Source organism: Lactobacillus melliventris (assembly GCF_013346935.1).
GTDB lineage: Bacteria > Bacillota > Bacilli > Lactobacillales > Lactobacillaceae > Lactobacillus.
In genome coordinates, this window is record NZ_JAAEEB010000001.1 from 108434 (window position 1) to 132707 (window position 24274).

Here is a 24274-nt window from a genome sequence, read left to right on the forward strand (position 1 = left end):
TAATCCTCCAAAGATTCCGAATTCTTATTTTTCTTTATTATATGACTTTTTATTCTTTTTACTAGATTTATTTTTCTTTTCAGTTAAGTGATTACCAGAAACAGATTCAGGAATGGTAGTAATTTCCTCCTCACGTCCCTTTAATTCGATGGCATCTGTCTTATACAAACCGGTAGTAGATTTGCGGTGTTTACTTATCAGCGCGGTTGATTTATTGTTTAACTGCTGTCTAATATCTTCCATTTGTTTAAAATTAGTTAAGTAGTCAAACTCATTTGGGTCAACTGGTTTAAAACCGCTGGGAGTGTAAAACCGCAATAAATTATGATTATTTAATAAATCTGAATATTTTAATGATTTTTTACCTTCTTTTGCTAACTTGTTTATTTCATATTTTTCTTGTTCATTAAAATTGATAATTTGCTTGCCGCTTTTACGGTCATAGACTACTCCCTTAAGACCCTTACCACCGATAATGACATACTTTTGACTGACAATCGTGCCATTCCTAAAAACAACCCACGGACGATATTTGGGAGCTAACAGATCATGGCCAAATTGAATATAATTACGGTTAGAAATGCCTAAAAGATGAAGTATTGTTGGCAAAACATCAATTTCACCAGCGACTTCGTGTTTAATTTTTCCTTTGAGATTGGGTGCGTGGATCATAAAAGGCACGCGTTGCATTTGTACGTTATTGAAAGCATTCCAGGTATCAGAGCTTTCACCAACAATCGGTGCTAAAGTTTCATTCTCCGAATTAGTTAAGCCGTAATGATCACCGTATATTACTACCATAGTGTTTTTGATTAAACCGGATTTCTTTAAGTAATCGAAAAATTCGCGAATAGATTGATCCAGATAATGGGCTGTTTCAAAGTAGTTGTTAATTGACTTGTCCGCAGTATCACTGGTTTTAAACGTTGGATCCAGATCTTCTTCATCCATATCAAACGGCGTGTGATTAGTTACGGTGATGAATTTAGTATAAAAAGGTTGCTGCATTCTTTCTAAATATTTAATACTTTCAGCAAACAATATTTTGTCTTTAATACCGTAGCCAATGTGGTCGTTTTTATCATGGCTAAAGTAATTTTGGTCAAAGAAATAATTATAACCAAGATTTTTATAAACATCATCGCGATTCCAAAAAGAACCTACATTACCATGAAATACCGCTGACGTATAGTTGCCGTGTTGACGTAAAATCTGTGGTGCAGCCTGAAAGGTGTTTGAACTGCCCATCGCTGTAAATAAAGAACCATCAGAAATACCGTATGTGCCAGTTTCCAGCATGTTCTCCGCATCACTGGTACGACCAATACCGACTTGATGGTAAAAATTGGCAAAACTCAAAGTGTGTTTGTCGTGATAAATTGAATTGAGGTAAGGTGTGACCTCTTTTCCGTTAATTTTCAGATCAATCAAAAATTGTTGAAAGCTCTCAAGATGAATAATAATAACATTTTTGCCCTTTTCTTTACCGAAGTACTCTGGATTTGCGGGCAATTTATTTCTTTGGTTATAAGTCAAAATTTTGTTTAAATCGGCAGTATTGGCATTTCTATTTACCTGTTCCGTTTGTTCATTCTTAATACCATCATAGACAGTATAAGTATTAATACCGAGGTACTTGACAATGTATGAACGATCAAAAGTTGTCCCTAATAACCTTGGTCTGGATGATTCGGCCAGAAAAATATTTAGTACCAAAACCAAACTACCGACAGAAGTAACAGCAAAAGGGGTAAGAAGGCCAAAAGATTTCTGATCAATTTTTATTTTGTGAGTGATTAATAGTGTAACTACAACGATAAGATCAAGCCACAATAATAGATCGGAAGGCTGAAGTAGTGCTACAGCGCTTTTTCCTAAGCCAGGAGCGACTTTTCCAGCATTAGTTATGGTCTTGACGGTGATAAAATCAGAGAATTGACGGTAATAAAGAATATTTGCAAATAACAATCCTGAATTTGCAAAATCAAGCAGCAGCATGGCACAATAAGAAACAAGCGGCTTAGAAAAATAAAGTCCAATGCTAATAAGTAAAATAGCACTGCCAACCGGACTCAGCCACATTATAAAATGTTGATAGGGGTCGGAAATACCCAAGTTGAAATCATGATAGGCAGCAAAAATGTATTTCAGTGTAAATAAAACAACCAGAAGGCAAAAAAAGCCTATACGAGTCTGAATGAAATTGGTCAGATTTTTTTTATTCAAAATGAACTCTCCCTTATCAGACTATTTTAAAAGTTTCTGGACTTTTAGACAATCTTTTCCAAATAGTTAGACCTTTTTTAATAATTAAACAGGAAATTTGAGTATAATTTAAATGAACTCTATTTTAGGAACTGAACCAGTATGATATTTTTAGGACCAATATATAACCAGCTTTCACAACTTTATGCGACCAAAATAAATCATTTTGCTTTGATTAAGCTAATCATGTTGGCACTTGATAAAACTCTTTTTTACTTTTTATTTTTTATGGTAATGCGTTTAATTTGGCTGATGACTATTAGAAGCAGACGCACTGTAAAGTCAGAAGCAGCAGTATGGCTATTTGCTTTTTATTTGATATTAGTTTTAATGTTGACGACCTTTCGCAATACGTATTTTCCTTGGAATCTAACCTTAAACCTTCACAGGCCTCTTAATGAAATTAATTTTGTCTTTCTCAGGGAAACGTGGAAAATGTATCACGCTCAAAGTAGGCTTGATTTTTTTTATAATTCTTTGGGTAACATTCTTTGTTTTGTACCTTTTGGCTTTTTGTCACCATTTGTTTTTCCCAAAAAGCAAACGTTCTGGCGGGTTTTATTAGCCGGAATTATTTTTTCGGTTTTCATTGAAGGGATGCAATTTTTGCTTGAAACTGGAGTGACCGATATTGATGATGTGTTCTTTAATAGTTGCGGCACGGCGGTTGGCTATTTTGGTTACTTATTGGTTATGTTAATCAGGAGAAAGTCTCGTAAAACTAACTAAAAGGTCTGGCATTTATAAAATAAGATTGCTAAAATGTTCTTGTGAAAGAAGTATTTAATTCAGTAAGGAGAGCGTAAATATGAGTTTAATTAAATTTGATAGCACCAAATTAACCCCATTTGTTCATAAAAATGAACTAAGTGAAATGCAGGCTATTGTTGATGCTTCTGCTAAAGAGCTTAAAGATGGCACAGGTGCAGGCAATGATTTTCTAGGCTGGATTGATCTGCCAGTTAATTATGACCAAGATGAGTTTGCCAGAATTAAAAAAGCCGCTAAAAAGATTCAAAGTGATTCTGAAGTATTGGTATGTATCGGAATAGGTGGTTCTTACTTAGGTGCTCAAGCTGCCGTTGAATTTTTGAATGGTGCGTTTTACGGTAAGGGTAAAGAAAAATATCCTACTATTGTTTTTTGCGGCAATTCATTGTCCGGCTCATACTTACATGACTTAATCGAGTGGGTTGGCGATAAGGACTTTAGCGTAAATATTATTTCTAAGTCTGGTACAACTACTGAACCAGCTGTTGCTTTCCGCATTTTTAAAGATAAATTAATTAAAAAGTATGGTGAAGAAGAGGCTAAGACCAGAATTTTTGCTACCACCGATAAGGCTAAGGGAGCATTGAAGACTGAGGCAGACGCTGAAGGCTACGAAGAATTTGTTGTGCCGGACGATATTGGTGGTCGTTACAGCGTTTTGTCGGCTGTGGGTCTTTTACCAATAGCTGTTTCTGGAGCTGATATTGATCAGTTGATGAAAGGTGCTGCTGATGCCAGAGCCGATTACACCAATACAGACTTGAGTAAAGCAACCCCTTATCAATATGCTGCATTGCGTAATATTTTGTATCGCAAGGGTTACACTACTGAAATAGTTGAAAATTACGAACCAACTTTAAGAATGTTTAGTGAATGGTGCAAACAATTAATGGGTGAATCTGAAGGTAAGGATAATAAAGGTATTTGGCCAGCAAGCGCCAATTTTACTACCGACCTTCATTCATTAGGACAATATATTCAAGAAGGCAGAAGAAACCTCTTTGAAACTGTTATTAGAGTTGAAAACCCCACAAATGATGTCGAAATTCCTTCTGATGATCGCAATTTAGACCAGCTGAATTTTTTATCCGGTAAGAGTTTAAACTTTGTTAATGAACGTGCTTATGAGGGTGTTGTTCTGGCTCACACAGATGGTGGAGTACCGGTAATGACAGTTAACATTCCAGATCAAACTGAACATACTTTAGGCTACTTAATTTACTTCTTTGAGTTGGCTATTGCTGTTTCTGGTTATGTCAATGGCATTAATCCATTCAACCAGCCAGGCGTTGAAGAATATAAGCGTAATATGTTTGGTTTGCTTAACAAACCAGGTTATGAAGAATTACACGATGACCTAGCTAATAGATTTAAACAGGAAAACTAATTTTTATTTATTGCAACTTCTTTTAAATAAGACTAACATAAATATATAGAGATTAACCTGTACATCATATATAGTGATATTTAATCATAATGGAAAGGGTAAAAGTTTATGACTTTTAACCCTTTTTTATTAAGGAGAAATATATGGAAGAAAAAAGAGAGACACCAAAACGGGTTTTGGCGATTATCAGTTGTGCTTTAATGGCTTTTGTTTCAATACTAACTGAAACTAGCTTAAATGTTACTTTTCCCACTTTAATGAAACAATTTCATATCGGTTTGGGTTTAGTTCAGTGGACTACAACTGGGTACTTACTGACAATTTCTGTAATTATGGTTGCGAGTTCATATTTGAATGATCGTTTTTCCGCGAGACAATTATTTTTAACTGCTGCAATTGCTTTTATTGCCGGATCGGTTGTAGCGGGCTTTGCGACTAATTTTGGGGTCTTACTGGCAGGTCGCTTAATTTCGTCAATCGGTGCCGGTCTTTCAATTCCATTAATGTTCAACATGGTTGTTGAACTGATGCCGCAAGAAAAATGGGGTTTTTACATGGGACTAACTGGCTTAGTTATTATACTTGCACCATCTTTGGGGCCAACCTTTGGTGGCACTGTGGTTTACTATTTTGGCTGGCCACTAATTTTTGAAATTGTAGCTATAATTGCAATAATCATCATGATCTTGGGCCTATTTGTGGTAGAGCAATACCATGAAAAAAAGCATCCCAGCTTTGACTGGTTAAGCTATATCGTTATTGCCAGTGCAATGATTATTTTTAACTTAGGCTTTAATCGCATTAGTAATGGTTTAACAGATGTCGGCTTTTGGCTCAGCATGGTAGTAGTGGCGATTTTAGTATACGTATTTATTAAACTTTCACGCTCAAGTAAGAAGAAATTAATAAACTTGAGTATTTTCAAAAATAAGCCCTTTATTTTTGCCATGATTTCCTATCTGTTACTTCAGTTTATTAATATTGGCACTAGTTTTGCCGTTCCTAACTACGTGCAGATTGTTAATCACGCTAGTTCTCTTGTTGGTGGTTTAGTTTTACTTCCGGGATGTATTATTAGTGGTATTTTAAATCCGTGGTTTGGACGTATTTATGATAAAAAGGGTGCACCGTTACCTTTGTTGACCGGAACAGTATTTTGTTTAACAGCATGTCTGCTTTTTGCGATTTTTAGCTTAAAAATTAGTACAGTGATGGTCGGTGTCTTTTACGGAATTATGATTATTGGTCGCCAAATGGCGTTTAACAACACAATGGCAGAGGCCTCAAAACTGCAACCAGAAGAATTGCATACTGATGCTACCGCAGTCTTTCAAACTGGCCAGCAATATGCTGGCTCAATGGGGACTACAGTAATGGCTGCCATTATTTCTTCTTGGCAAAAAAGACCGGGCAATTATGCTGCACTCACTGCTCAAGGAAGTCAAGAAGCCTTTCTATTTTTGACGTTTGTCAGTGTCATAATTTTACTAAGTTATTTAAACTTGTTTAGACTTGAGCAAAAAATGAGATAAATAATTAAATAGTTTCGTTAATTGCTGTAACTTCATTTGCAATAAATGAAGTTATTTTTTGCCAGATAATTAACATTAAAATAAATTAACATTTTAGTGTACATTTTTAAATAAAATGATAAAATACTTAATAATTAATTTTAAGGGAGGAAAAAGCAATGAGACGAATTAGCAATCAGCATATTTCGATTTTGTCACAAATTATTTTGCTGACAAAGCATACTTAAGAACTATTTAATTAAAGGAGTATAAATATGGCTGATACAACCAACACCAATAAACTAACAGTAAAAACTTTTCTTAATAAGATTTTAGCCGGAACCGCAACTGGAATTATTGTGGGGCTGATTCCCAATGCAGTTGTCAGCGCAATTTTAAAGTTATTTGGACAAAATCCGGTGACTGCAACTATTAATCAAGCGCTTTTGATCTTTCAATGTGCTACGCCACTATTGATTGGTGCGTTAATTGCGATTCAATTTAAAATGGAGCCACTCGATGTTGCTATTGTAGGAGCTGCCGCATATGTTGGTTCTGGGGTAACCAAGTTTGTGCCACAGATCGTTAACCCAGCCACTAAAGCTCAAGGAGTTTTTGTATCTGCAGGAACAGGCGATCTGATTAATACGATGATTACAGCTGCTACAGCTGTGGGACTTTTGCTATTAGTTGGACAACATTTTGGCTCTGTCAAAATTGTTGCCGCACCGATTTTTGTGGGTGGTGGAGCTGGTCTAATTGGCATGTTAATTTTGCCTTATGTTAGTAAAATTACCACTTGGCTGGGCACTGTAATTAACTCCTTTACTAACCTGCAACCAATATTAATGTGTATTTTAATTTCCTGTATGTTTGCAGTCTTAATCATTTCGCCAATATCAACTGTTGCTATTGGTATGGCTATTCAGTTAAATGGTATCTCCGCGGGAGCAGCTGCGATGGGAGTGGCCGCAACCACTTTGGTATTAGTAGTTCATTCTTGGCGCACTAATAAATCTGGAGTTACCATCGCCATAGCACTGGGAGCTATGAAAATGATGATGCCTAATCTTTTCAGATATCCAATTATCGTTTTGCCAACCTTAATTACTGCAGTTCTTTCTGCTATTCCAGTAGCTTTATTCCATGTTAGTGGCACACCAGCTTCTGCTGGTTTCGGTCTTGTTGGCTTAGTTGGCCCCCTTGCCGCATTAGACGCTGGTAAAGCAAGCATTAATATTGTAATGGCGCTAATTGTCTGGATAGTATTTCCGGTTGTAGTAGCAATGATTTGTCGCTTTCTTTTTGAAAAAGTATTTCATCTTTATGATGAAAAAGTTGCCTTTGCTTATTTAGGCGAATAATTATTTCTGTCATTAAAAAACCAATCCTTACTTACATCAATTTATTTTAAACATCAAAAAACTCGTGAAAAAATATTATTTTATTCACGAGCTTTTATTTTCTAATTATTTTTCTAAGCTAAATTTTTTCCAGGCAGTTTCGATTTGCTTATAGTTTAAAGCTGCTGTTTTAGGGAAAAGGACTTTAGCATCTTTGAGGTCTTTCTTAGAGCCAACACCAACGGATAATGCCCCTGACTTATTAATTGCAGTGATGCCAGCAATTGAGTCCTCAATACCAACGCAGTCTTGTGGCTTGAGCTTTATGGCCGCGGCTGCAGCAATAAAGATATCTGGAGCAGGTTTACCAGCAGCTACTTTACTAGGATCGGCAATAGCATCGAATGCATCTGTTAATTGTAATTTTTCTAAAATAAAGGGGCCATTCAGACTCGCCGAAGCCAAGGAAAGTCTGACATTATTCTTCTTAAAGGAAGAAATCAATTCATTAATTCCAGGCAAGATATTTGCGGGTGTTAAATTGGCCAGCAAATTGCGGAAAATATTATTCTTCTCATTAGTCATTTCATTAAACTGTTCTTTTGAAACGGAGATAGCTAAAAAGTTTAAAATTGCTTTTAAAGAATCACTGCGATTAACGCCTTTAGTTTGCTTTTCCAGTTCATCCGGCAACTCAAGATTGAAATGATTTTTAATTAATTTGCGCCATGCTTGGAAATGATAGATGGATGTATCTGCGATGACTCCATCTAAATCAAAGAGAACGCCTTTCATTTAAAAACTTCCTTTCACTTGCTACAGGTGTTGTGTCAAGTATTTTATTAATTTGGGTAAAATCTTCGTCTGCGATATTAATAAATGGCAACAAATTATTTAACTTCACAAGGGAATTTTCGCCAAATTTTGCGAGATTATCAGGATCTTGCAAAAAATCAAAGACTGGATTAATTGACTTTAATTGTTTAACAAGCTCTGAATCTTTCATTAGTTGTTTGGCAGGCATGTTGATATTGTAGTATTCGATATAACTTCTTTCAGGTACATAAGAGATTGTAAAGTCACCATTAGTTAATTCCAATGGCATCGATGCTGGCTGACCATTAAGTTCTACTTTATTCTTCACTCTAGGTAATTTTACGGTTACTTTTTGACCAAAAGGAATGCTGAGGTTGACCTTGATAGTGTGCCGAGCATCAGTTTCAAGTTGGTATGCCATTTTGAGGTCACCATATGAACTGTGGTAGTGACCAGAAATCTTTTTAAACCGATAATCAAATTGAGGCGCAAAAAGAACCTTTTGGTAACCATAAGTTTGCTTTCTTAATCCCAAAATTTGTTGATAAACCCATTGCATAATTGCACCGATTGAATAGTGGTTAAGAGAATTCATTCCTTCAGGATTCATTGAGCCATCAGGCAGCACGGAGTTCCAACGTTCCCAAATAGTAGTGGCACCCAAATTAACTTCATAGAGCCAGCTTGGAAAATCTTCGTTTAGAAAAATTTGTGTCGCTAATTTATGTTCGCCATTTTCAGATAAAACCTGACAAATAAAAGGCGTTCCAATAAAGCCAGTTTGCAAATGGTTGTGATCCTTATTTAACCTTTGAACTAAATCTTTAACTACACGTTTTTTCTGTTTTTCTGGTACTAAATCGAAATGAAGGGCTAGGGCGTATGCAGTTTGTGTGTCAATTGCCAGCCGGCCATTTTTAGTAATAAATTCGTCTTTGATGGCTGTTTTAATAGCTTGAGCTTGTTGTTCATATTTCTTAGCATCACTGGCATTACCTAAAATTTTAGCTGTTTGAGCAACAATCCAACTGGAATAGGCGTAATAAATTGAAGCAATATAATCTTCGTCAGTCTTTCCACTAGGCAGCGCTGGGTTTTCACCATCTAAAGACAGCCAATCACCGAATTGAAAGCAACCAGTCCAAAGATTCTTGGTAGTGGTTGCTTGACCAATCCAATCTACCCAGGACTTCATACTGGAATAATTTTGTCTTAAAATAGCTGAATCAGCTGTTGCTTGGTATGCTGTCCAAGGAATAACGGTTGCGGCATCTCCCCAAATTGCTGCGCCACCACTATTATTGCCCATTGCAGGAGCATACATTGTTAGCATTCCATTGTGTGCAGCCTGTTCAATTTTCATATCTTTAGCATATTTTTTGAAAAAGGCGTAAGCATTCATGTTTAAAATGGCAGTGCTGGCAAAGATGTCGGCATCACCGGACCAGCCTAAACGCTCGTCTCGTTGCGGACAGTCTGTTGGGACATCAAAGAAGTTGCTTTTTTGACTCCACAAAACATTCTGGAGCAGGTGATTAACTTTGGTATTAGTAGTTTCTATACCACCAGTAATTTCAAGATCGGAATAAATTACCGCTGCCCTGAAATCATCTTTTCCTAAAGGTTTTGAATTGCCGGAAACTTTAACATAGCGGTAACCGTAGTAGGTGAAGTGTGGTCTAATCCATTCTTTTTTACCATTCGAAATATAATGAAAGGCAGCACGAGCTTCTCGAAGATTATCCCGGTAAAAGTTACCATCTTGCAGAATTTCGCCCACTTGTAAATCAATTTCGCTGCCTGAAGGTTCCTGATTTTTAAATTCTGGCCAACCAGCTTGATTTTGACCGAAATCAAGAACTGTTTCACCTTTAGGAGTATGAATAATTTCTTTAACAGGTAAATATTCTTTTATTTTTAATGGTAGGCTTAAACGGTCGTGCAATATTTCTTTAGTATGGTGTAATACGATTACCGGTTGCCAATTAGTTATTTTCTTGCTAGCGTCAAAGTCTTCACCATAATAAATGGCTGATTTGGTAATTTTTCCAGCAGTAGTTTTCCAAGAAGAGTCTGTGTTTATCACTTCACTACTACCATCATCATATGCGATATGCAGTTCAGCAATGGCCATTTGCTGGTCGCCATAAATGCAATCTTTACCACCATCAAAGCCAAAGTTGCCTTTGTACCAACCATCACCAAGGGAAATCAAAAGTTCTTGCTGCGATTTTTCCGCCAGCATTGCGGTAACATCATAAGTTTGAATTTGTACTAGCTTGTCATATGCAGTGACGCCGGGGGTAAGAAACTCATCACCAATTTTTTGCTTGTTCAAATAAGCTTCGTAAACCCCTAAACCGCTAATATAAAGACGTGCATTAACAACTTCCTTAGGTACAGTAAATTCTTTCTTTAAAAGAGTATTTTGAATGTTTTTATCTTGATTACCGATCCATTCGGCAGTGAAAGGCTCATTCATCTTACCAGTTTCAAAGAAGCTTTTTGCGCTTGTTTGAGTATCAGCGCTTTTTAACCAAACAGTAACGTCATATCTCGTGCGCGGTTTAAGCTCCAATTTAAAGTCAAAGTAATTGTTATCATATTGTTGCCACTGACTGTCAAAAATTGGTTCATTTGCATCAATTGTTATTCTTTTTTGAATATTGCTTGAAATCTGACTCGCTTCAGCGCTGAATTCAATTCTCAAATGGTTGTCTAAATCATAACCAAGAGGCTCAGCATAATGATTGACTAAAATATCTTTAATTTTTAACATTGATCTGCCTCCTTATAAGTGAGTCTCAAAGCGGCCACAGAAAGGATCAACAGGACTATGTCCACTAAATTTATCATTGCCCATCATTTTTTCCAGAAGAGCATCAATTGTGACATCATTGCCTGTATAAGCATTAATATAAGTTGAAACCATTGGAATATCGAATAGGTGATAGGGATTGCAAGTGGAAACAAAAACAGTAGGGATGTCCTTCATAAACCACGGAGCGTCTGCTGCCATTAGATGAATCCAATCAAGTCTTGTTGTCGTTTGATTACTTGCCGTTTCAACGTTAGCAACGTAAAATGCCAGGTCAAATTGATCTTTTTCATATTGCACTCCACCTTCGAAAACCTCTTTAAAATTAAGATTTTTCCGATCAAAAACTGTAACTTTAAATCCTTTTTCTGTCAGTTTCTCTTTAAATTTTGCGGTTACTTTACCGCCTTCCTTAAAACCACCATCGTCTGTATCACCTAAAACGACTAAACGAACACGAGGATATTTTTCTGGTGTAATCGGTAGCAGTTTGTCACGATCTTTAACTAAAGTAACAGATTCTTGTGCTACTTTGGCGGCCAGTTTTTCGTGTTCAGCTAACTTTAAATTAATTTCTTGCGATGCGGGTTCGCAAAGGTTATTTTCTGTATTCATTACGCCTTGTGCAATTTTAGTTGCAATTATTCTGGTAACAGCTTCGTCTACTCTTGCCATAGAAATCTTGCCACTTTTGACTGCGTCAGTCACAAATTGATAGTCTTCATCGATATCCTTGTTGAATAAGATCATGTCGATACCCGCATTAATGGTTGCAGGTAAGGCTTCTGAACGTGGCAAAATTGCATTGTATCCGATCATTGGTGTGGCATCAGTTATTGTGAGACCATTAAAATGCAAAACAGTGCGCAAAAGGCCATCAATTAGCAATTTGGAAGTAGATGCAGGACGTAAATCCTTATCTTCAATACCAGGTTGTAAGCGACGTTCCCAAGCTGGTTGCATAATGTGGGCAATCATGACAGCAGGCAGACCATTTTGAATTAAATGATGATAGATTTGCCCGTAAGATTCCATCCATTTGTCAGCGGGTAGGGAGTTAATTGAGCTCAAGAGGTGTTGGTCGCGTTCATCAACGCCATCCCCAGGAAAGTGTTTAGCTACAGGAATAACATGATTAGCCTTAAGACCTTTGATTTGTGAATCAGACATTCTGATAACACGCTCTTCGCTACTACCATATGTGCGCACATTCATGATCGGGTTGCGGAAGTTTTGGTCTAAATCAACAATTGGTGCAAAAGACATGTTGCCGCCAACTTGTTTTGCTTCATAGCCTGATACATCACCCAAATTATATGCATTCTGTTCGTCATCCGTAGCGGCAACCTGTAAGGGTCTGCCAAACCATGTGCCTTCAGTTAATAAACCATTGCCGCCAGCTTCCAAATTAGCAGCAATGAACAGGGGAGTTGCACTTGCTTTTTGAGATACTGCTATTTCATGTTGCAATTTTTGGGCTTTATCAGGCCGGTACATGATGCCACCTGGTTGATATTTTTTAACAAACTCTGTTAAGTCAGTGTTGTCTTCATCCTCACCAATTACAAAGAAAAGCTGTCCTATTTTAGCAGAAAGTGGCATATTTGCCACTTTGTTTTTGATAAAATCAATTTCTGCGCTCGATAAGTTATAAGGCTTTTTTGTTAGATCTGTCATTATTTTCCTCCCAAATTCTGAAATGTCTTGCTTTGTTCTTCATTTTAACTTAATGTAAAAAGGTAAACTATTGTTAAATTACATAATAAAACTGTTTATTTCACAGAATCTTTTTCATAAGCTTAAAGGTATCAAAATGCACGAAAAAATAATTCAAATGTTACGTCAGAATAATAGCTTTCGAGATTGGAATACAATGTTGCAAGATTTTAAAAATGGTGATTTCAAATTAAAAGTTGCTGGTCATATTAATAGTGAACCTGTTTATGAATTCTTCAATACTTATTCTGATAACTTAGTGCTAAACAGTAGTTCAATTACAATATCAGTTCAACCCGTAGAATCATATATTCCATTTCATATACATGATTATGTAGAAATTAACGTTCCCTTGGTGGGTAACTGTGTCTTAGTAACTGAACATGAACGTATTAAAGTTAAGCAGGATAATATGATTTTTGTAGGTGTCAAAACACCTCACAAAGTGGAACCGATTAGCAAAAATGGTGTAGTTTTAAATATTGAATTGCGTACATCTGCTTTTTCTTTGAACGAACTGGATTTTTTGCAATCAAAAGGAAAAGGCATTTCAATTTCAAGTTTACTTTTTTCTTTATTGTCAGATGAAGATCATGGTGAAGGACGATACAGTTTATTCGAGATTGATCATGATCCTAAAATTACTGCTGTCATATACGATATCATTGATGAATATTATGGTGCTCGAATACAATCAGATCAGATTATCAAATTGGAAATGCTGACTATGTTTTCCTTGCTAATACGAAAAACATATTATCGAGAAGCATCGGTCACTGACTCAAAAAAGAAAAACAATAATTTACTTTCTTTGCTACTGTATATTGAAAAAAATTATTCTAAGATCACATTGGATCAGATGGCGCAGCATTTTGGCTTTAATCCTAATTATTTATCAGATTATTTAAAAAATGAAACTGGTTTGTCATTTATTAAGTTAGTCCAGCTGCAAAGAGTGAATGTAGCAGCAAAATATCTGACATACACTAAGGTTTCGATTGAAAAGATTGCCACGAGAGTGGGATATGAAAATGCATCCTATTTTTATAAAATTTTCAAACAATATTTTGGCATTTCTCCAGCAAAATACCGTTCTAATACCAGATAATGGTATTTTTTTATGTCTTCTTTTTTAATAAAATCTGTGAAATCAACATAATTTGTCTAGCTTTTGCATATTGTTTGCCTACTATAACAATCATATACTTTATTAAAATTAAAGCGCTTTAATTTTAATAAAGAAAGAAGAGTGATGTGAATGATAAATTGAAAAGCTCACATAGAAGAATATATTCATTCATATAAAAACTTTTGTGATGTGAAATAGAATTAGTATCGAATAATTAAATATTTGGGTGTTATTGAAAATTTTAATTTTAAATCTACGAACAATTAATTTTTCACAAACTACTAATTTTGTTAAATTTGACACTAATAAGTATATCTATTCAGTTAATAAAAGAGTTTATGATGATATTTGCAAAATAAATACTAGAAGATGTTTTTTAAACTGTGCTAATAAAAATTTCTGACGATAATTGCAATAACTAATCTCAGATTAATAGTAATAAGACAAAATTAAAAAATGAATGTGAGTATAACAATGTTGAAGAAAAATTTTTTATGGGGTGGCTCAACTGCTGCTAATCAAATTGAAGGTGCTTTTGATTTAGATGGTAAAGGATTGAGTACGGCTGATGTTTTGACTCAAGGTTCACTGCATAAGAAAAGAATAGTTACTGATACAGTTGAAAACGGGGAGAAATATCCTAGTCACTTAGGGATTGACTTTTATCATCATTATAAGGAAGACATCGAGTTATTTGCCGAAATGGGATTCAAGTCTTATAGGATGTCTATTGCTTGGTCACGAATTTTTCCCAATGGTGATGAAAATAAGGCTAATGAAGAAGGACTGAAGTTTTATCATGATGTTTTTAATGAGTTGCATAAATATAATATAGAACCCATAGTGACGTTATCTCACTATGAAATGCCATTAAATTTAGTTAAAAAATACCATTCTTGGAGAAATAGGAAACTTATAAAATTTTTTGTTAATTATGCAAAAACGGTTTTTCAAGAATATAAAAATGACGTTCATTACTGGCTGACATTTAATGAAATAAATGCTATTTCCGGAAATCCTTGGAATCCTGCAGGAATAGTAATAAAAAATGATGAAAATCGTGATCAAGTGATCTATCAGGCTTTACATTACCAACTAGTAGCTAGTGCACGAGCTGTAATCGAGTGTCATAAAATTAATCCTAAAAATTCAGTAGGAAATATGATACTTTTTCCAATCGTTTATCCCAAAACTTGTGATCCATTGGATATCAAAGCTTCATTTGACATGGAAGATTCTGTTTTGGAAGCTGGGGATATACAGGTATTTGGAAAATATCCCCAGAAAGTTATAAATAAATTCAATGAAGAGAATTTAATGTTAGACATTACTGAAAATGATTTAGAAACTTTAAAAAAGGGCACTGTAGATTTTGTCAGCTTTAGTTATTATTCTTCCTTAGTAACTGAAGACTCTACTAAAGCATCAGATAAATCTTCAGGAAATGTTGTTTTTGGAATTAAAAATCCATATTTAAAAGCCACAAAATGGGGCTGGGAAATTGACCCCATAGGTTTAAGAATGTCCCTAAGATTTCTTTACATGAGGTATCAAAAACCGTTAATCGTTGTTGAAAATGGTTTAGGTACGGAAGATAACTTTCAAAACGGTGAAATTAATGACGATTACCGTATAAATTATTTGAAGGCTCATATTCAAGCATTGAAAGATGCTGTTAATAAAGATGGTGTCGATGTCTTTGGCTATGAAGTGTGGAGTGCAATTGATTTAGTTAGTGCTGGAACAGGAGAAATGAGAAAAAGATACGGATTAATTTATGTTAATTTGGACGATGAAGGAGAAGGGGATTTAAGAAGAATACCTAAGAAGTCCTTTTATTGGTATAAAAAGGTGATTGCTACTAATGGAGAAAACTTGGAGGAGTAAAATGAATAATGAAATATCTATTAAGTTGGGTAAACTAAGTGATAAAGTAAGCAAAAATAAAGTAATACAAGGACTATCAAACGGTGTAATGGGAACTTTCCCATTGATAGTAGTTGGCGCTTTTGCAAGTCTTTTTAATGGACTACGAATTCCTGCTTGGCAGAGTTTTATTCAAAGTACAGGTGTTGCTGCATCATTATCTATGATAACTAATTCAACAACTAATTTTTTGGGAGTATTAGTTGCATTTACTTGCGCTTCCAGTTTTGCCGATGAGTATGATGTGAAGTATAAACATATTGGATTGTTATCAATAATGTTTTATTTAATTTTACTACCAACATATTTAATGAAAAAAGGAGCAGTTGCTTATCTTACTTACGACTATTTAGGACCAGCAGGAATGATCACTGCTATAATTGGCTCCTGGATTGTAGTGAAGTTATATAAATTTGTTGTTAATGATCACAATTGGACAATTAAAATGCCAAAAGGAACGCCACCATATGTTTCAAATTCATTTAGCGCTTTAATTCCTGGTTTCGTAATTGCATTTGTAGCCTTTGTTCTCAGAATGATTTTTTTGGCTACTCCATTTAAATCGGCATTTGATTTGATTTATTACTTATTGCAAACTCCTTTAAACGCAATTATTGGAAATAATATTTGGTCAATCGTTTTAATTAACATAGTAGTGCAATTGCTTTGGGTTTTTGGTATTCACCCGGGATTTGTGGAATCAATTTTAGGTACTATCTTGTTTCAATTAGATGCTGTTAATCAAGCTGCCTATGCTGCAGGTAAATCAATTCCTAACATTATTGGTTTTACCTTTAATTATAGTCTTACAGTCGCAGTATTTTATCCTGCTTTTGCTATAGCTGTTTTAATTTTTGCCCGTTCAAAGCGAATGAGAACAGCAAGTAAAATAGCTATTGTACCTGCACTTTTTGGCATTTCAGAGCCAATGAATTTCGGCTTTCCAATTATATTTAATCCAGTCTTAGCAGTTCCTTATATTATTGTACCTGCTTTAAACGCTTTTATTGGATACTATGTAATCAAAACAGGAATAGTTGCACGTTATGCTGGAATACTAGTAACTAATGTTCCTTTGGGCTTTACGGGAATTATAAATGGCAGTTTTTCACTAGCAATTTTAGAAGTAGTACTATTTATTTTAGATATATTCATTTGTATGCCGTTCATTAAAGCATATGACAAGACTATTTCAGCTGAAGAAGCAAAGGAAACGGATGGAAAAATAAGAAGTAAAATCGAAGATTAGAATTTTAAAGGAAAAAATTAAGATATATTTTGTAAGTAAATAGTCAGAAACTATTTACTTTTTTATGCAAAAAATAAAATACAGTTGTTTATACATATTAGAGAGGCAACATATAATCAATTTATAGTTTAGAAAACCTAATTAAAGTTTTATCCTATTTGAATTTAATAGTCGTTATTACAAGCAAGGAAATCCAGAATTCATAAACTTATTTTTAATTGAAATTGATTAAGCCATATCCAATCTTTTTTCAAAGCTTAAAAGAATAGCTTTAGCTAATATTAACTATGTATCAATTTTATGATGCAATAATGCTGATTTTATTCTAGTTGTATAGTTATTATTACAAAATTTAAACTAATAAACTTAACCAAATTAATTTTTGCTTTATAAACGTTTAATGTCTTGATTTTCTAAGGATAAAAATACAGTCTCTCTAAAATTTCTGCGATATGCGCTGGGTGTGAGGTGGAGTATAGTTTGAAAACTTCTTTCAAAGCTGTTGACTGAACTGTAGCCAACTTGTTCGCTGATGCTATTGATACTTTCATCCGTATATTTCAGTAAATTGCAGCTTTTTTGTATGCGGTAGTAGTTGCGTAAATAGTTAAAAGAATGTCCTGTCTTTTTAGAAATCAACTTTCCCAAATACGCTTTATCATAATTATATTGCCGAGCCAAATCTTTTAACTTAACAGTATCACAGTTAACTTTAATAGTATTAATGATTTTGGCAAATCTATTGGTCAGATTATTATCGTAAGTTTTAAAATTATTTGACTCGCTTAAACCGCGTAGAGCATAGGATAATAAAATAGAAATATAGTCACAACAAATCGCGTTTGATTGTGGTAAGGAAGAATAAGATTCAATGAATATATTTTGGATTATTCCTAAAATTTTCTCTGTGATTTGAACGTTAAATGTTAAATAGTTTTCGGTAGAACTATAGAGACATTTGTTAAAAAAATCAGCTAGTATGTTATCAGCTTTTATTAAGTTAAAAAAAGAATTATCAAAAGTACTTTTCTTCATCACAATACAGATAACGATACTACTCTCAATGACTTCTATTTTATGAGAAGTACCAGGTGAAATTATTACTAGGTCACCTTTGTGTAAGGTAGAGACTGAATTATCGGTGAAAAACTTAGTTTCTCCGTCTAATACTAAGTCTATTTCAAAATAGTCGTGTTTATGATAATGAACTAATTCATTTTGAAACTGCAGTAAAATTTTGGCATCTTTTTCTTCAAACATGAAATAAGACTCTGACACGTTTTTATATAGCTGTTGGGGTTTTTGGATAATGGCTGTTACGTCAACATGTAAATTTTGCAAACATTGATAGAGTGAAAAAATATCATGAGACTTGTTTAAAGAATTTGGAGTTTTAGGCAATTCATACGAATAATTACTTTTTTGATATAAATGCAAAATTGCATCCAGTAAAGAAATTTTTTGATGTCTTTTAAAAAAACAAAATGACAAGTACTTTTGAATTGCCTTGTAAGACATATAAATTCGACGATTCATTTTTTCTCCTAACACTAATTTTGTTAAATTTAGCACTAAAAAGTATATCTGGTTAGTCTATGAAAGCGCTTATAATTACATTGAAAAGTAAAAATGGAGGCAAATATGAACGAATCTATTTCTTTAAATTATAACTGGAAATTTCATTTGGGTGAAATCCAAAAACCAAAATTATTAGCAAAAAAATCGTATGCTTTTGGTGGGTTAACGGCTCCACTTGAAAATGAAACTGGCAGTATTATTCCAGTTGGTCCGGGAGGTAATCACTTCTTAAACTTAATATCTAATGGTGATCCCGATAAAGGTTTACAGAATTTGGCTGGTACAGATTTTATTAAGTCTTTGGATAAAACGTGGCAGGAAATTAATATACCTGATGATTGGAAAAGACGTGAACCATATCAAAATGATCCGAATACGTTGATGACCGGTTCTAAACTTGATGGAATAGCCTATTACCGCAAGACTTTTAAACTTGCAACAGATTCATCAGAAGATAGGGAGTATCTGTTACATTTTGATGGCATTATGGGGTCAAGTGATATTTGGTTTAATGGCTGTTATTTGGGACACAATGACAGTGGCTATGTAGAGATAGACTATGATGTTTCACAAATAATTAGATTCGCTAGCGATGGGAATAATGTTATTCTCGTGCGTACCGATACAACAACCGGTTCTGAAGGGTGGTGGTATGAAGGAGCCGGAATCTATAAGAATGTTTGGATTGAAGTCAGAGATTTAGTCCATTTAGAAAGCGATGAGTTTTACTTTAGGACAACGAAAATAAATGATCAAAATGCAAAAATGTTGATCAGCTTTGTTGTCAAAAATGATTTAAATCACCCTATTTCTGTCACGCCAAAACTCACAATAAATCAAACGACTCAAATTGATTTTGCGACTGTGACAATACAATCTCAGTCAGTCAGACGGTTTAACAAAGCATTTGAGATAAAAGGACCAAAATTATGGTCGCCTGAGCATCCTCATTTATACCAAGCAAGATTGGAAATTGAAAATGACTCTTTGAAGCAAACTTTTGGTATTAAAACAGTCAGCTATGATGTCAATGGTTTTCATTTAAATGGCAAACTTTATCTGTTGAAAGGTGTATGTGAGCATCAGGATTTTGGTGGGGTTGGCATAGCTTTGAATCAAGATATTATTGATTTTAAAGTCAAAAGGCTAAAGGAAATGGGTGTTAATGCGCTTAGGAGTTCACACCACTTTGCTTCAAAAGAGTTATTAAACGCATGTGATCGCTTGGGAATAATTTTAATTGATGAAAACCGTCTTTTAGAGGCTACACCTTGGCGATTAAGAAATTTGACTAGAATGGTAAAGCAAAGTCGATCCCATGTATGCATCTCATTTTGGTCAATTGCCAATGAAGAGATTATCGGCAATACAGAATATGGTTGTCGTTCAGTAAAAAAGATCACAGAAATTATTCGTTATTTATCTCCTGATACATTATTAATTTCTGCAGAATTGTTAAATCCAGAGGGGAAAGTAAATGACGATTACATCAAGTACTTTGACATATTAGGAGTCAATTATCCTGAAGCAGGTGTAATGGGTGAAGGAGCTGAACTTATTCATCAAAGTCATCCGAACTTACCAATGATGTGTACTGAAAACGCATCGTACTTTTCAACACGTGGTATTTACAAAGACGACGCTGAAAACTGTCACACTAATAATTTTGGCTCTTTATATTCAATGGTTTTACCAGGGAAAAGAAAGCCGGGAGATCCGGGAGTAGGCGGGACTGCACGTCCTGAAACTGTGATGTCTTACCTGCATAAACATGAATATATGGGTGGTGTATTTTTGTGGACCGCCTTTGATTATTATGGTGAACCGTCACCTTTTGGTTGGCCGGGTATTAGTTCTCAATTTGGAATTATGGATTTAGGGGGTCTACCTAAAGACTATTTCTACTATTATCAGGCTCAATGGCAAGATCAGCCGATACTTCATCTCATGCCTTCTTGGAATAAAACTGATTTAACAATTGAAAATGGTCAAACCGAAGTCAGAGTTTTTTCAAACCTGGATGAGGTTGAACTGTTTATCAACCATAAAAGTTTAGGCAAAAAAGCCGTTAAAAACTATGAATGTAATTGGCAGATTAAATATGAACCTGGAGAACTTTTAGCTAAAGGATACGTGAAAGATAAGCTTGTGCAAAAAGATAAAAAGGAAACCAGTGACAAAATTAGTAAAGTAAATACTGCTATTTTGTACCGGGGCAAAAACTGTACTTTATTTGAGTTAAAGGCAATTGATGGACAAAATCACTTTGTTCCCGATGATAATAGTTCGTTGCAAATTAAAGCAAATAATGGTCAGATCATCGGATTGACTAATGGCAACCCTTCTGATAACAGCGAATATTCTTTAAGTAAAATTAAACTTTTTTCTGGTAAAGCTGTTGTGATTGTAAAACACGATGAAAATGTTTTGCCTAAACTTAATGTGGATTTTGACTAAGAAAACGAAGGTGACTTTCATGACTAAAAAACAAATTTCTAAGGCCATAGGTATCTTGAGTATGAATTTGCTCTATCTTTTATCTGCATTGTGTTCTCATCTAACGTTGTTTTGCACATCATTGGCAACGCCTTTTCGGGCATGCTTGTTAACGCCACAGCCCCCTATGAGATGTCAATTTTAACTGATCAAAAGCAATTTCCATTAGCAGTTTCAATCACTACTTTACTTGGTTCCGTAGCTGGCATGATTGTGCCAATGTTACTAGCAGCTGTAAAGATTGCACCAGGCCAAGATTCATTTATGGCTGGCATAGCTGTATCAGTTGTGACTGCAGGTGTATTGTTTATTACCAGATTCGGTAGTCGAGTAGAAAAACAACAAAGTAATGAAAAAGGAGAAGATTAAAATGAAAATCAAAAAAATATTTTTAGGTAAAGAAAATCAATCTGCATCGCTGACAACATATGTTTTAGACGACTCAATAGAAACTTTAAATGGCAAGAGTAGACCAGCAGTCATAATTTGCCCTGGTGGAGGCTTCTTCACTTGCTCTGATCGCGAAGCTGAACCAATTGCCATGTATTTTGTTTCGCTTGGCTATCACGCTTTTGTTTTAAGATATACTACATACTTCTCAGATACATTAGAAATGTCAGATTTGTTAAAGACTTTGCCCAAGAAGGAAAATACGATTTATCCTAAGCAGATAAGAGAACTCGGTCAGGCCATGTTGTTGATCAGAAAAAATGCTTTAAAGTGGCACGTTGATACCGAAAGAATTGGTGTATGCGGTTTTTCAGCTGGCGGACATGTTGCCGCTCTTTATTCCACAGAATTTAATGAGCCAGTTCTTACAGATTATTTAGGCGTAGACAAAAATGATTTACGGCCAGCCTTTGGTATTCTTGGTTATCCCATCACTGACTATCATCTTTTAGATGCCGATCTTGAAAAGAGAAAAAATAACCTTACGGACTACCACTTTATGACAGCTTCAAACATTGTTACCTGTGGGACAGAAATTCCAGATAAAGAGCTTGAAACCAAACTTAGCCCAGTTGATCATGTTGATAGTGAAACACCACCATTTTTCATATGGACAACTGCAACTGACCCTCTAGTTAATCCGCTTCACTCACTGGAATTGGCTTCCATTTTAGCCCAAAATAATATTTCGTATGAAATTCATGTTTTTGATCGAGGTACTCATGGTCTAAGCTTGGCTTCACAAGCTGCTGCTGGTTCTAAATCTCAAATTTCTCCTGTTGTTAATCAATGGACCAATTTATGTGCCAAGTGGTTAGAAAATAATTTTGCTCTTAAACTGCCTGCAGTCAGTGATTTTGAAAAAATGGAAGGAAAAAATTAGAATGCTAGATTTTAAAATAAATTCAAGTAAAAAAACACCGTTTCCACATTATTGGGAAATGTGTGTTGGTAGTGGTCATGCTTATACTGCTTTGAGAGCAGATTATCAAGAGCAATTAACAAAAGTACATCAGGATATGGGTATTAAATTTGTCCGTTTTCATGGTTTGTTCGACGATGAAATGAGTGTCTGCATTGAGAACTTTGATTTTACGGGCAAATCACAAGGCATCACCTATAATTTTGTTAATATTGATAAAATATATGATTTCTTACTAAAAATAGGCATGAAACCATTTGTAGAATTAAGCTTTATGCCCAGCTGTTTAGCTTCAAAACAGAATCAAATCTTTCCTTATGGTGGCAATAATTCCATGCCTAAATCTGATGAAGCGTGGGAGAATCTAATTGCTAAATTCATAGAGCATATTCTTGACCGCTATGGTAAGGATGAAGTAGAGTCCTGGTACTTTGAAGTTTGGAATGAACCAAATTTATCGCGCTTTTTCTCAGGTACCAAAGAAGATTACTTCCACTTATATGAAATAACAGTAAGAACTGCTAAGAAGATTGATGAAAAGCTTCGCTTTGGTGGTCCTGCCACATCTTACAATTCCTGGATACCCGATATGATAACTTTTTGTCAGAAAAACCATTTGCCGCTAGATTTTATTTCAACACATCATTATCCCACAGATGATCCTTTGTGGGAAAGTGGCATGGATATTGACGAATTCTTTAAAAAGACTAATGGAGTTTCACAAGATTATCCTCGTGGAATACTTAAAGTTATGACTTCGAAGACAAGAGAAGAAGCTCAAAACTACCCACTATTTTATACAGAATGGAGCGTTTCAGCGATGGTTGGCGATTCCGCTCATGATACTCCTTATGGAGCAGCAATGGTCGCCAAAACTCTGGCTGATAATGATGGACTAGTTGAAGGCTATGATTATTGGGCATTCTCAGACATTTTTGAAGAAGAATCCCAAAAGCCAGGTGTATTTCACGGCGGCTTTGGTCTGCAAACAGTTGATGGTATAGAAAAACCTGTTTATAGATTATTTGAAATATTCCACAATCTCGGTGATCAAAGAATAAAAGTTGAAGATAATAATAATGCTACTGCAGAAATTTTGGCTGTTCAAAAAGGTAAAGATTTGCAAATCGTCGCATATAATCATAATGTGCCAAAAGAGCCAATAAAAACAGAGCAATTGGAAATAAATCTGGACAAAACAATTAGTGGTACTTGTGAAATTAACAGAATTGATGAAACCCATGCTAATCCAAAGAAATTGTGGCAGAAGATGGGAGAACCAACCTATGTTAACTATGAGCAAGTTAAAGAATTGCGTGCTGCTTCACAATTAAAAGCGGAAAGCCTAAAAATGCAAGATGGCAAGATTAACTTGGAACTAATGCCACAATCATGTGCATTGATTACAGTTTCTAATTATTTTGAATAGCAAATAAAAGGACTTTAGAATTGTAATTTTAAAGTCCTTTTTGATAGTTAAAAAAGCAATTAAATTACATAACTCACAAAAATGATCAAATAGGTTTTATCAAAGAAATTTTTTTAAAAAAGTTCGTTAATGCTTACGAATGTAAACATTTTGAATTAATAACAATTATGGCAGATCATAATGAAACTTGAGCTTTAATGTGATTAAATAACTTGAAATAACCCCCTTCTTTACGTTAAAAACGGTATAATTCTAAGTAAATTGAAGGGAGTTTTTTACAAATGATGTGTGATAACTTATTTTTTAAAGTTTTGTGGGTAGTGGTATACGCTATTACTGCTTACTTTACCTTTACGGGCAATATGATGATGGGAATGTACTGGATGGCTGGTGGCATGCTTGCTCAAGCAGTGGTAGATCTGGTTTATCATTTTTGGCCTAAGCGTAAAAAGTGTTAAAAAACAGCTT

17 protein-coding genes are annotated in these 24274 nt (G+C 34.8%); 12 read left to right on the forward strand and 5 right to left on the reverse strand.

The features are described 5' to 3' along the window. Nucleotides 1–24: 24 nt before the first annotated feature. Complete coding sequence (locus GYV61_RS00500; RefSeq protein ID WP_174794373.1) at nt 25–2226, reverse strand: LTA synthase family protein; 2202 nt, start codon at nt 2224–2226, stop codon at nt 25–27. A gap of 141 nt (nt 2227–2367) precedes the next feature. Between GYV61_RS00500 and GYV61_RS00505 the strand changes: the two genes are divergently transcribed. The 4 genes from GYV61_RS00505 to GYV61_RS00520 all read left to right on the forward strand — a co-directional run bounded on the left by GYV61_RS00505 (nt 2368) and on the right by GYV61_RS00520 (nt 7298). Continuing rightward, nucleotides 2368–2994, forward strand: coding sequence for a VanZ family protein (locus GYV61_RS00505; RefSeq protein WP_046324683.1), 627 nt, complete (start codon nt 2368–2370; stop codon nt 2992–2994). A 79-nt stretch (nt 2995–3073) separates the two neighbouring features. Then, on the forward strand, nt 3074–4423 hold the full coding sequence (locus tag GYV61_RS00510) for a glucose-6-phosphate isomerase (protein ID WP_174794374.1): 1350 nt from the start codon (nt 3074–3076) through the stop codon (nt 4421–4423). A 143-nt stretch (nt 4424–4566) separates the two neighbouring features. Next, nucleotides 4567–5955, forward strand: coding sequence for an MFS transporter (locus tag GYV61_RS00515; protein WP_122037478.1), 1389 nt, complete (start codon nt 4567–4569; stop codon nt 5953–5955). Nucleotides 5956–6209: 254 nt separating this feature from the next. Beyond that, the gene (locus GYV61_RS00520; RefSeq protein ID WP_174794375.1) at nt 6210–7298 is read left to right on the forward strand and encodes a PTS sugar transporter subunit IIC; all 1089 of its coding nucleotides are present in this window, start codon (nt 6210–6212) and stop codon (nt 7296–7298) included. A gap of 105 nt (nt 7299–7403) precedes the next feature. Here the strand turns inward: GYV61_RS00520 and pgmB are convergent, their stop codons facing one another. From pgmB to GYV61_RS00535, 3 genes are read right to left on the reverse strand one after another with little or no spacing between them, the layout of a single operon-like run. Beyond that, nucleotides 7404–8072 carry a beta-phosphoglucomutase gene (gene pgmB / locus GYV61_RS00525; protein WP_174794376.1) on the reverse strand — a complete coding sequence of 223 codons (669 nt, stop codon included), beginning with the start codon at nt 8070–8072 and terminating at the stop codon, nt 7404–7406. Continuing rightward, the gene (locus GYV61_RS00530) at nt 8053–10872 is read right to left on the reverse strand and encodes an alpha-L-rhamnosidase (protein ID WP_174794377.1); all 2820 of its coding nucleotides are present in this window, start codon (nt 10870–10872) and stop codon (nt 8053–8055) included. Before GYV61_RS00530 ends, pgmB begins: the two co-directional genes overlap by 20 nt. Nucleotides 10873–10884: 12 nt before the next feature. Continuing rightward, nucleotides 10885–12588, reverse strand: coding sequence for a glycoside hydrolase family 3 protein (locus GYV61_RS00535; protein WP_174794378.1), 1704 nt, complete (start codon nt 12586–12588; stop codon nt 10885–10887). Between the two features lie 136 nt (nt 12589–12724). Here GYV61_RS00535 and GYV61_RS00540 point away from each other — a divergent pair, with 136 nt between their 5' ends. From GYV61_RS00540 to GYV61_RS00550, 3 genes are all read left to right on the forward strand, one after another. Next, nucleotides 12725–13735: an AraC family transcriptional regulator gene (locus GYV61_RS00540; protein ID WP_122037483.1), complete on the forward strand. Its 1011-nt coding sequence runs from the start codon at nt 12725–12727 to the stop codon at nt 13733–13735. A 495-nt stretch (nt 13736–14230) separates the two neighbouring features. After that, nucleotides 14231–15643: a glycoside hydrolase family 1 protein gene (locus tag GYV61_RS00545; RefSeq protein ID WP_122037484.1), complete on the forward strand. Its 1413-nt coding sequence runs from the start codon at nt 14231–14233 to the stop codon at nt 15641–15643. A 1-nt stretch (nt 15644) separates the two neighbouring features. Continuing rightward, entirely contained in the window at nt 15645–16931 is a 1287-nt protein-coding gene (locus GYV61_RS00550) for a PTS sugar transporter subunit IIC (RefSeq protein WP_174794379.1), read from the forward strand. 387 nt (nt 16932–17318) lie between these two features. Here the strand turns inward: GYV61_RS00550 and GYV61_RS00555 are convergent, their stop codons facing one another. Further along, complete coding sequence (locus GYV61_RS00555) at nt 17319–18467, reverse strand: helix-turn-helix domain-containing protein (protein WP_174794380.1); 1149 nt, start codon at nt 18465–18467, stop codon at nt 17319–17321. A 105-nt stretch (nt 18468–18572) separates the two neighbouring features. Between GYV61_RS00555 and GYV61_RS00560 the strand changes: the two genes are divergently transcribed. The 5 genes from GYV61_RS00560 (at nt 18573) to GYV61_RS00580 (ending at nt 24264) form a co-directional block, all read left to right on the forward strand. Beyond that, nucleotides 18573–20966 carry a DUF4982 domain-containing protein gene (locus GYV61_RS00560; RefSeq protein WP_174794381.1) on the forward strand — a complete coding sequence of 798 codons (2394 nt, stop codon included), beginning with the start codon at nt 18573–18575 and terminating at the stop codon, nt 20964–20966. Between the two features lie 90 nt (nt 20967–21056). Then, a complete protein-coding gene (locus GYV61_RS00565; protein ID WP_174794382.1) occupies nt 21057–21374 on the forward strand; it encodes a hypothetical protein in 318 nt (105 codons plus the stop codon). A 1-nt stretch (nt 21375) separates the two neighbouring features. Beyond that, complete coding sequence (locus GYV61_RS00570) at nt 21376–22338, forward strand: alpha/beta hydrolase (protein WP_174794383.1); 963 nt, start codon at nt 21376–21378, stop codon at nt 22336–22338. Between the two features lies 1 nt (nt 22339). Further along, nucleotides 22340–23806, forward strand: a complete 1467-nt coding sequence (locus tag GYV61_RS00575; protein WP_194240774.1) for a GH39 family glycosyl hydrolase — start codon at nt 22340–22342, stop codon at nt 23804–23806. Nucleotides 23807–24087: 281 nt separating this feature from the next. Further along, complete coding sequence (locus GYV61_RS00580) at nt 24088–24264, forward strand: hypothetical protein (RefSeq protein ID WP_174794384.1); 177 nt, start codon at nt 24088–24090, stop codon at nt 24262–24264. Nucleotides 24265–24274 lie beyond the last annotated feature (10 nt).

Bases quoted from the DNA above. Each gene is read 5' to 3' on its own strand.
- GYV61_RS00530 (WP_174794377.1), bottom strand. From the start codon at position 10,872: ATGTTAAAAATTAAAGATATTTTAGTCAATCATTATGCTGAGCCTCTT.
- GYV61_RS00510 (WP_174794374.1), top strand. From the start codon at position 3,074: ATGAGTTTAATTAAATTTGATAGCACCAAATTAACCCCATTTGTTCAT.
- GYV61_RS00555 (WP_174794380.1), bottom strand. From the start codon at position 18,467: ATGAATCGTCGAATTTATATGTCTTACAAGGCAATTCAAAAGTACTTG.
- GYV61_RS00520 (WP_174794375.1), top strand. From the start codon at position 6,210: ATGGCTGATACAACCAACACCAATAAACTAACAGTAAAAACTTTTCTT.
- GYV61_RS00515 (WP_122037478.1), top strand. From the start codon at position 4,567: ATGGAAGAAAAAAGAGAGACACCAAAACGGGTTTTGGCGATTATCAGT.
- GYV61_RS00545 (WP_122037484.1), top strand. From the start codon at position 14,231: ATGTTGAAGAAAAATTTTTTATGGGGTGGCTCAACTGCTGCTAATCAA.
- GYV61_RS00575 (WP_194240774.1), top strand. From the start codon at position 22,340: ATGCTAGATTTTAAAATAAATTCAAGTAAAAAAACACCGTTTCCACAT.
- pgmB (WP_174794376.1), bottom strand. From the start codon at position 8,072: ATGAAAGGCGTTCTCTTTGATTTAGATGGAGTCATCGCAGATACATCC.
- GYV61_RS00560 (WP_174794381.1), top strand. From the start codon at position 18,573: ATGAACGAATCTATTTCTTTAAATTATAACTGGAAATTTCATTTGGGT.
- GYV61_RS00505 (WP_046324683.1), top strand. From the start codon at position 2,368: ATGATATTTTTAGGACCAATATATAACCAGCTTTCACAACTTTATGCG.
- GYV61_RS00540 (WP_122037483.1), top strand. From the start codon at position 12,725: ATGCACGAAAAAATAATTCAAATGTTACGTCAGAATAATAGCTTTCGA.
- GYV61_RS00550 (WP_174794379.1), top strand. From the start codon at position 15,645: ATGAATAATGAAATATCTATTAAGTTGGGTAAACTAAGTGATAAAGTA.
- GYV61_RS00535 (WP_174794378.1), bottom strand. From the start codon at position 12,588: ATGACAGATCTAACAAAAAAGCCTTATAACTTATCGAGCGCAGAAATT.
- GYV61_RS00570 (WP_174794383.1), top strand. From the start codon at position 21,376: ATGAAAATCAAAAAAATATTTTTAGGTAAAGAAAATCAATCTGCATCG.
- GYV61_RS00580 (WP_174794384.1), top strand. From the start codon at position 24,088: ATGATGTGTGATAACTTATTTTTTAAAGTTTTGTGGGTAGTGGTATAC.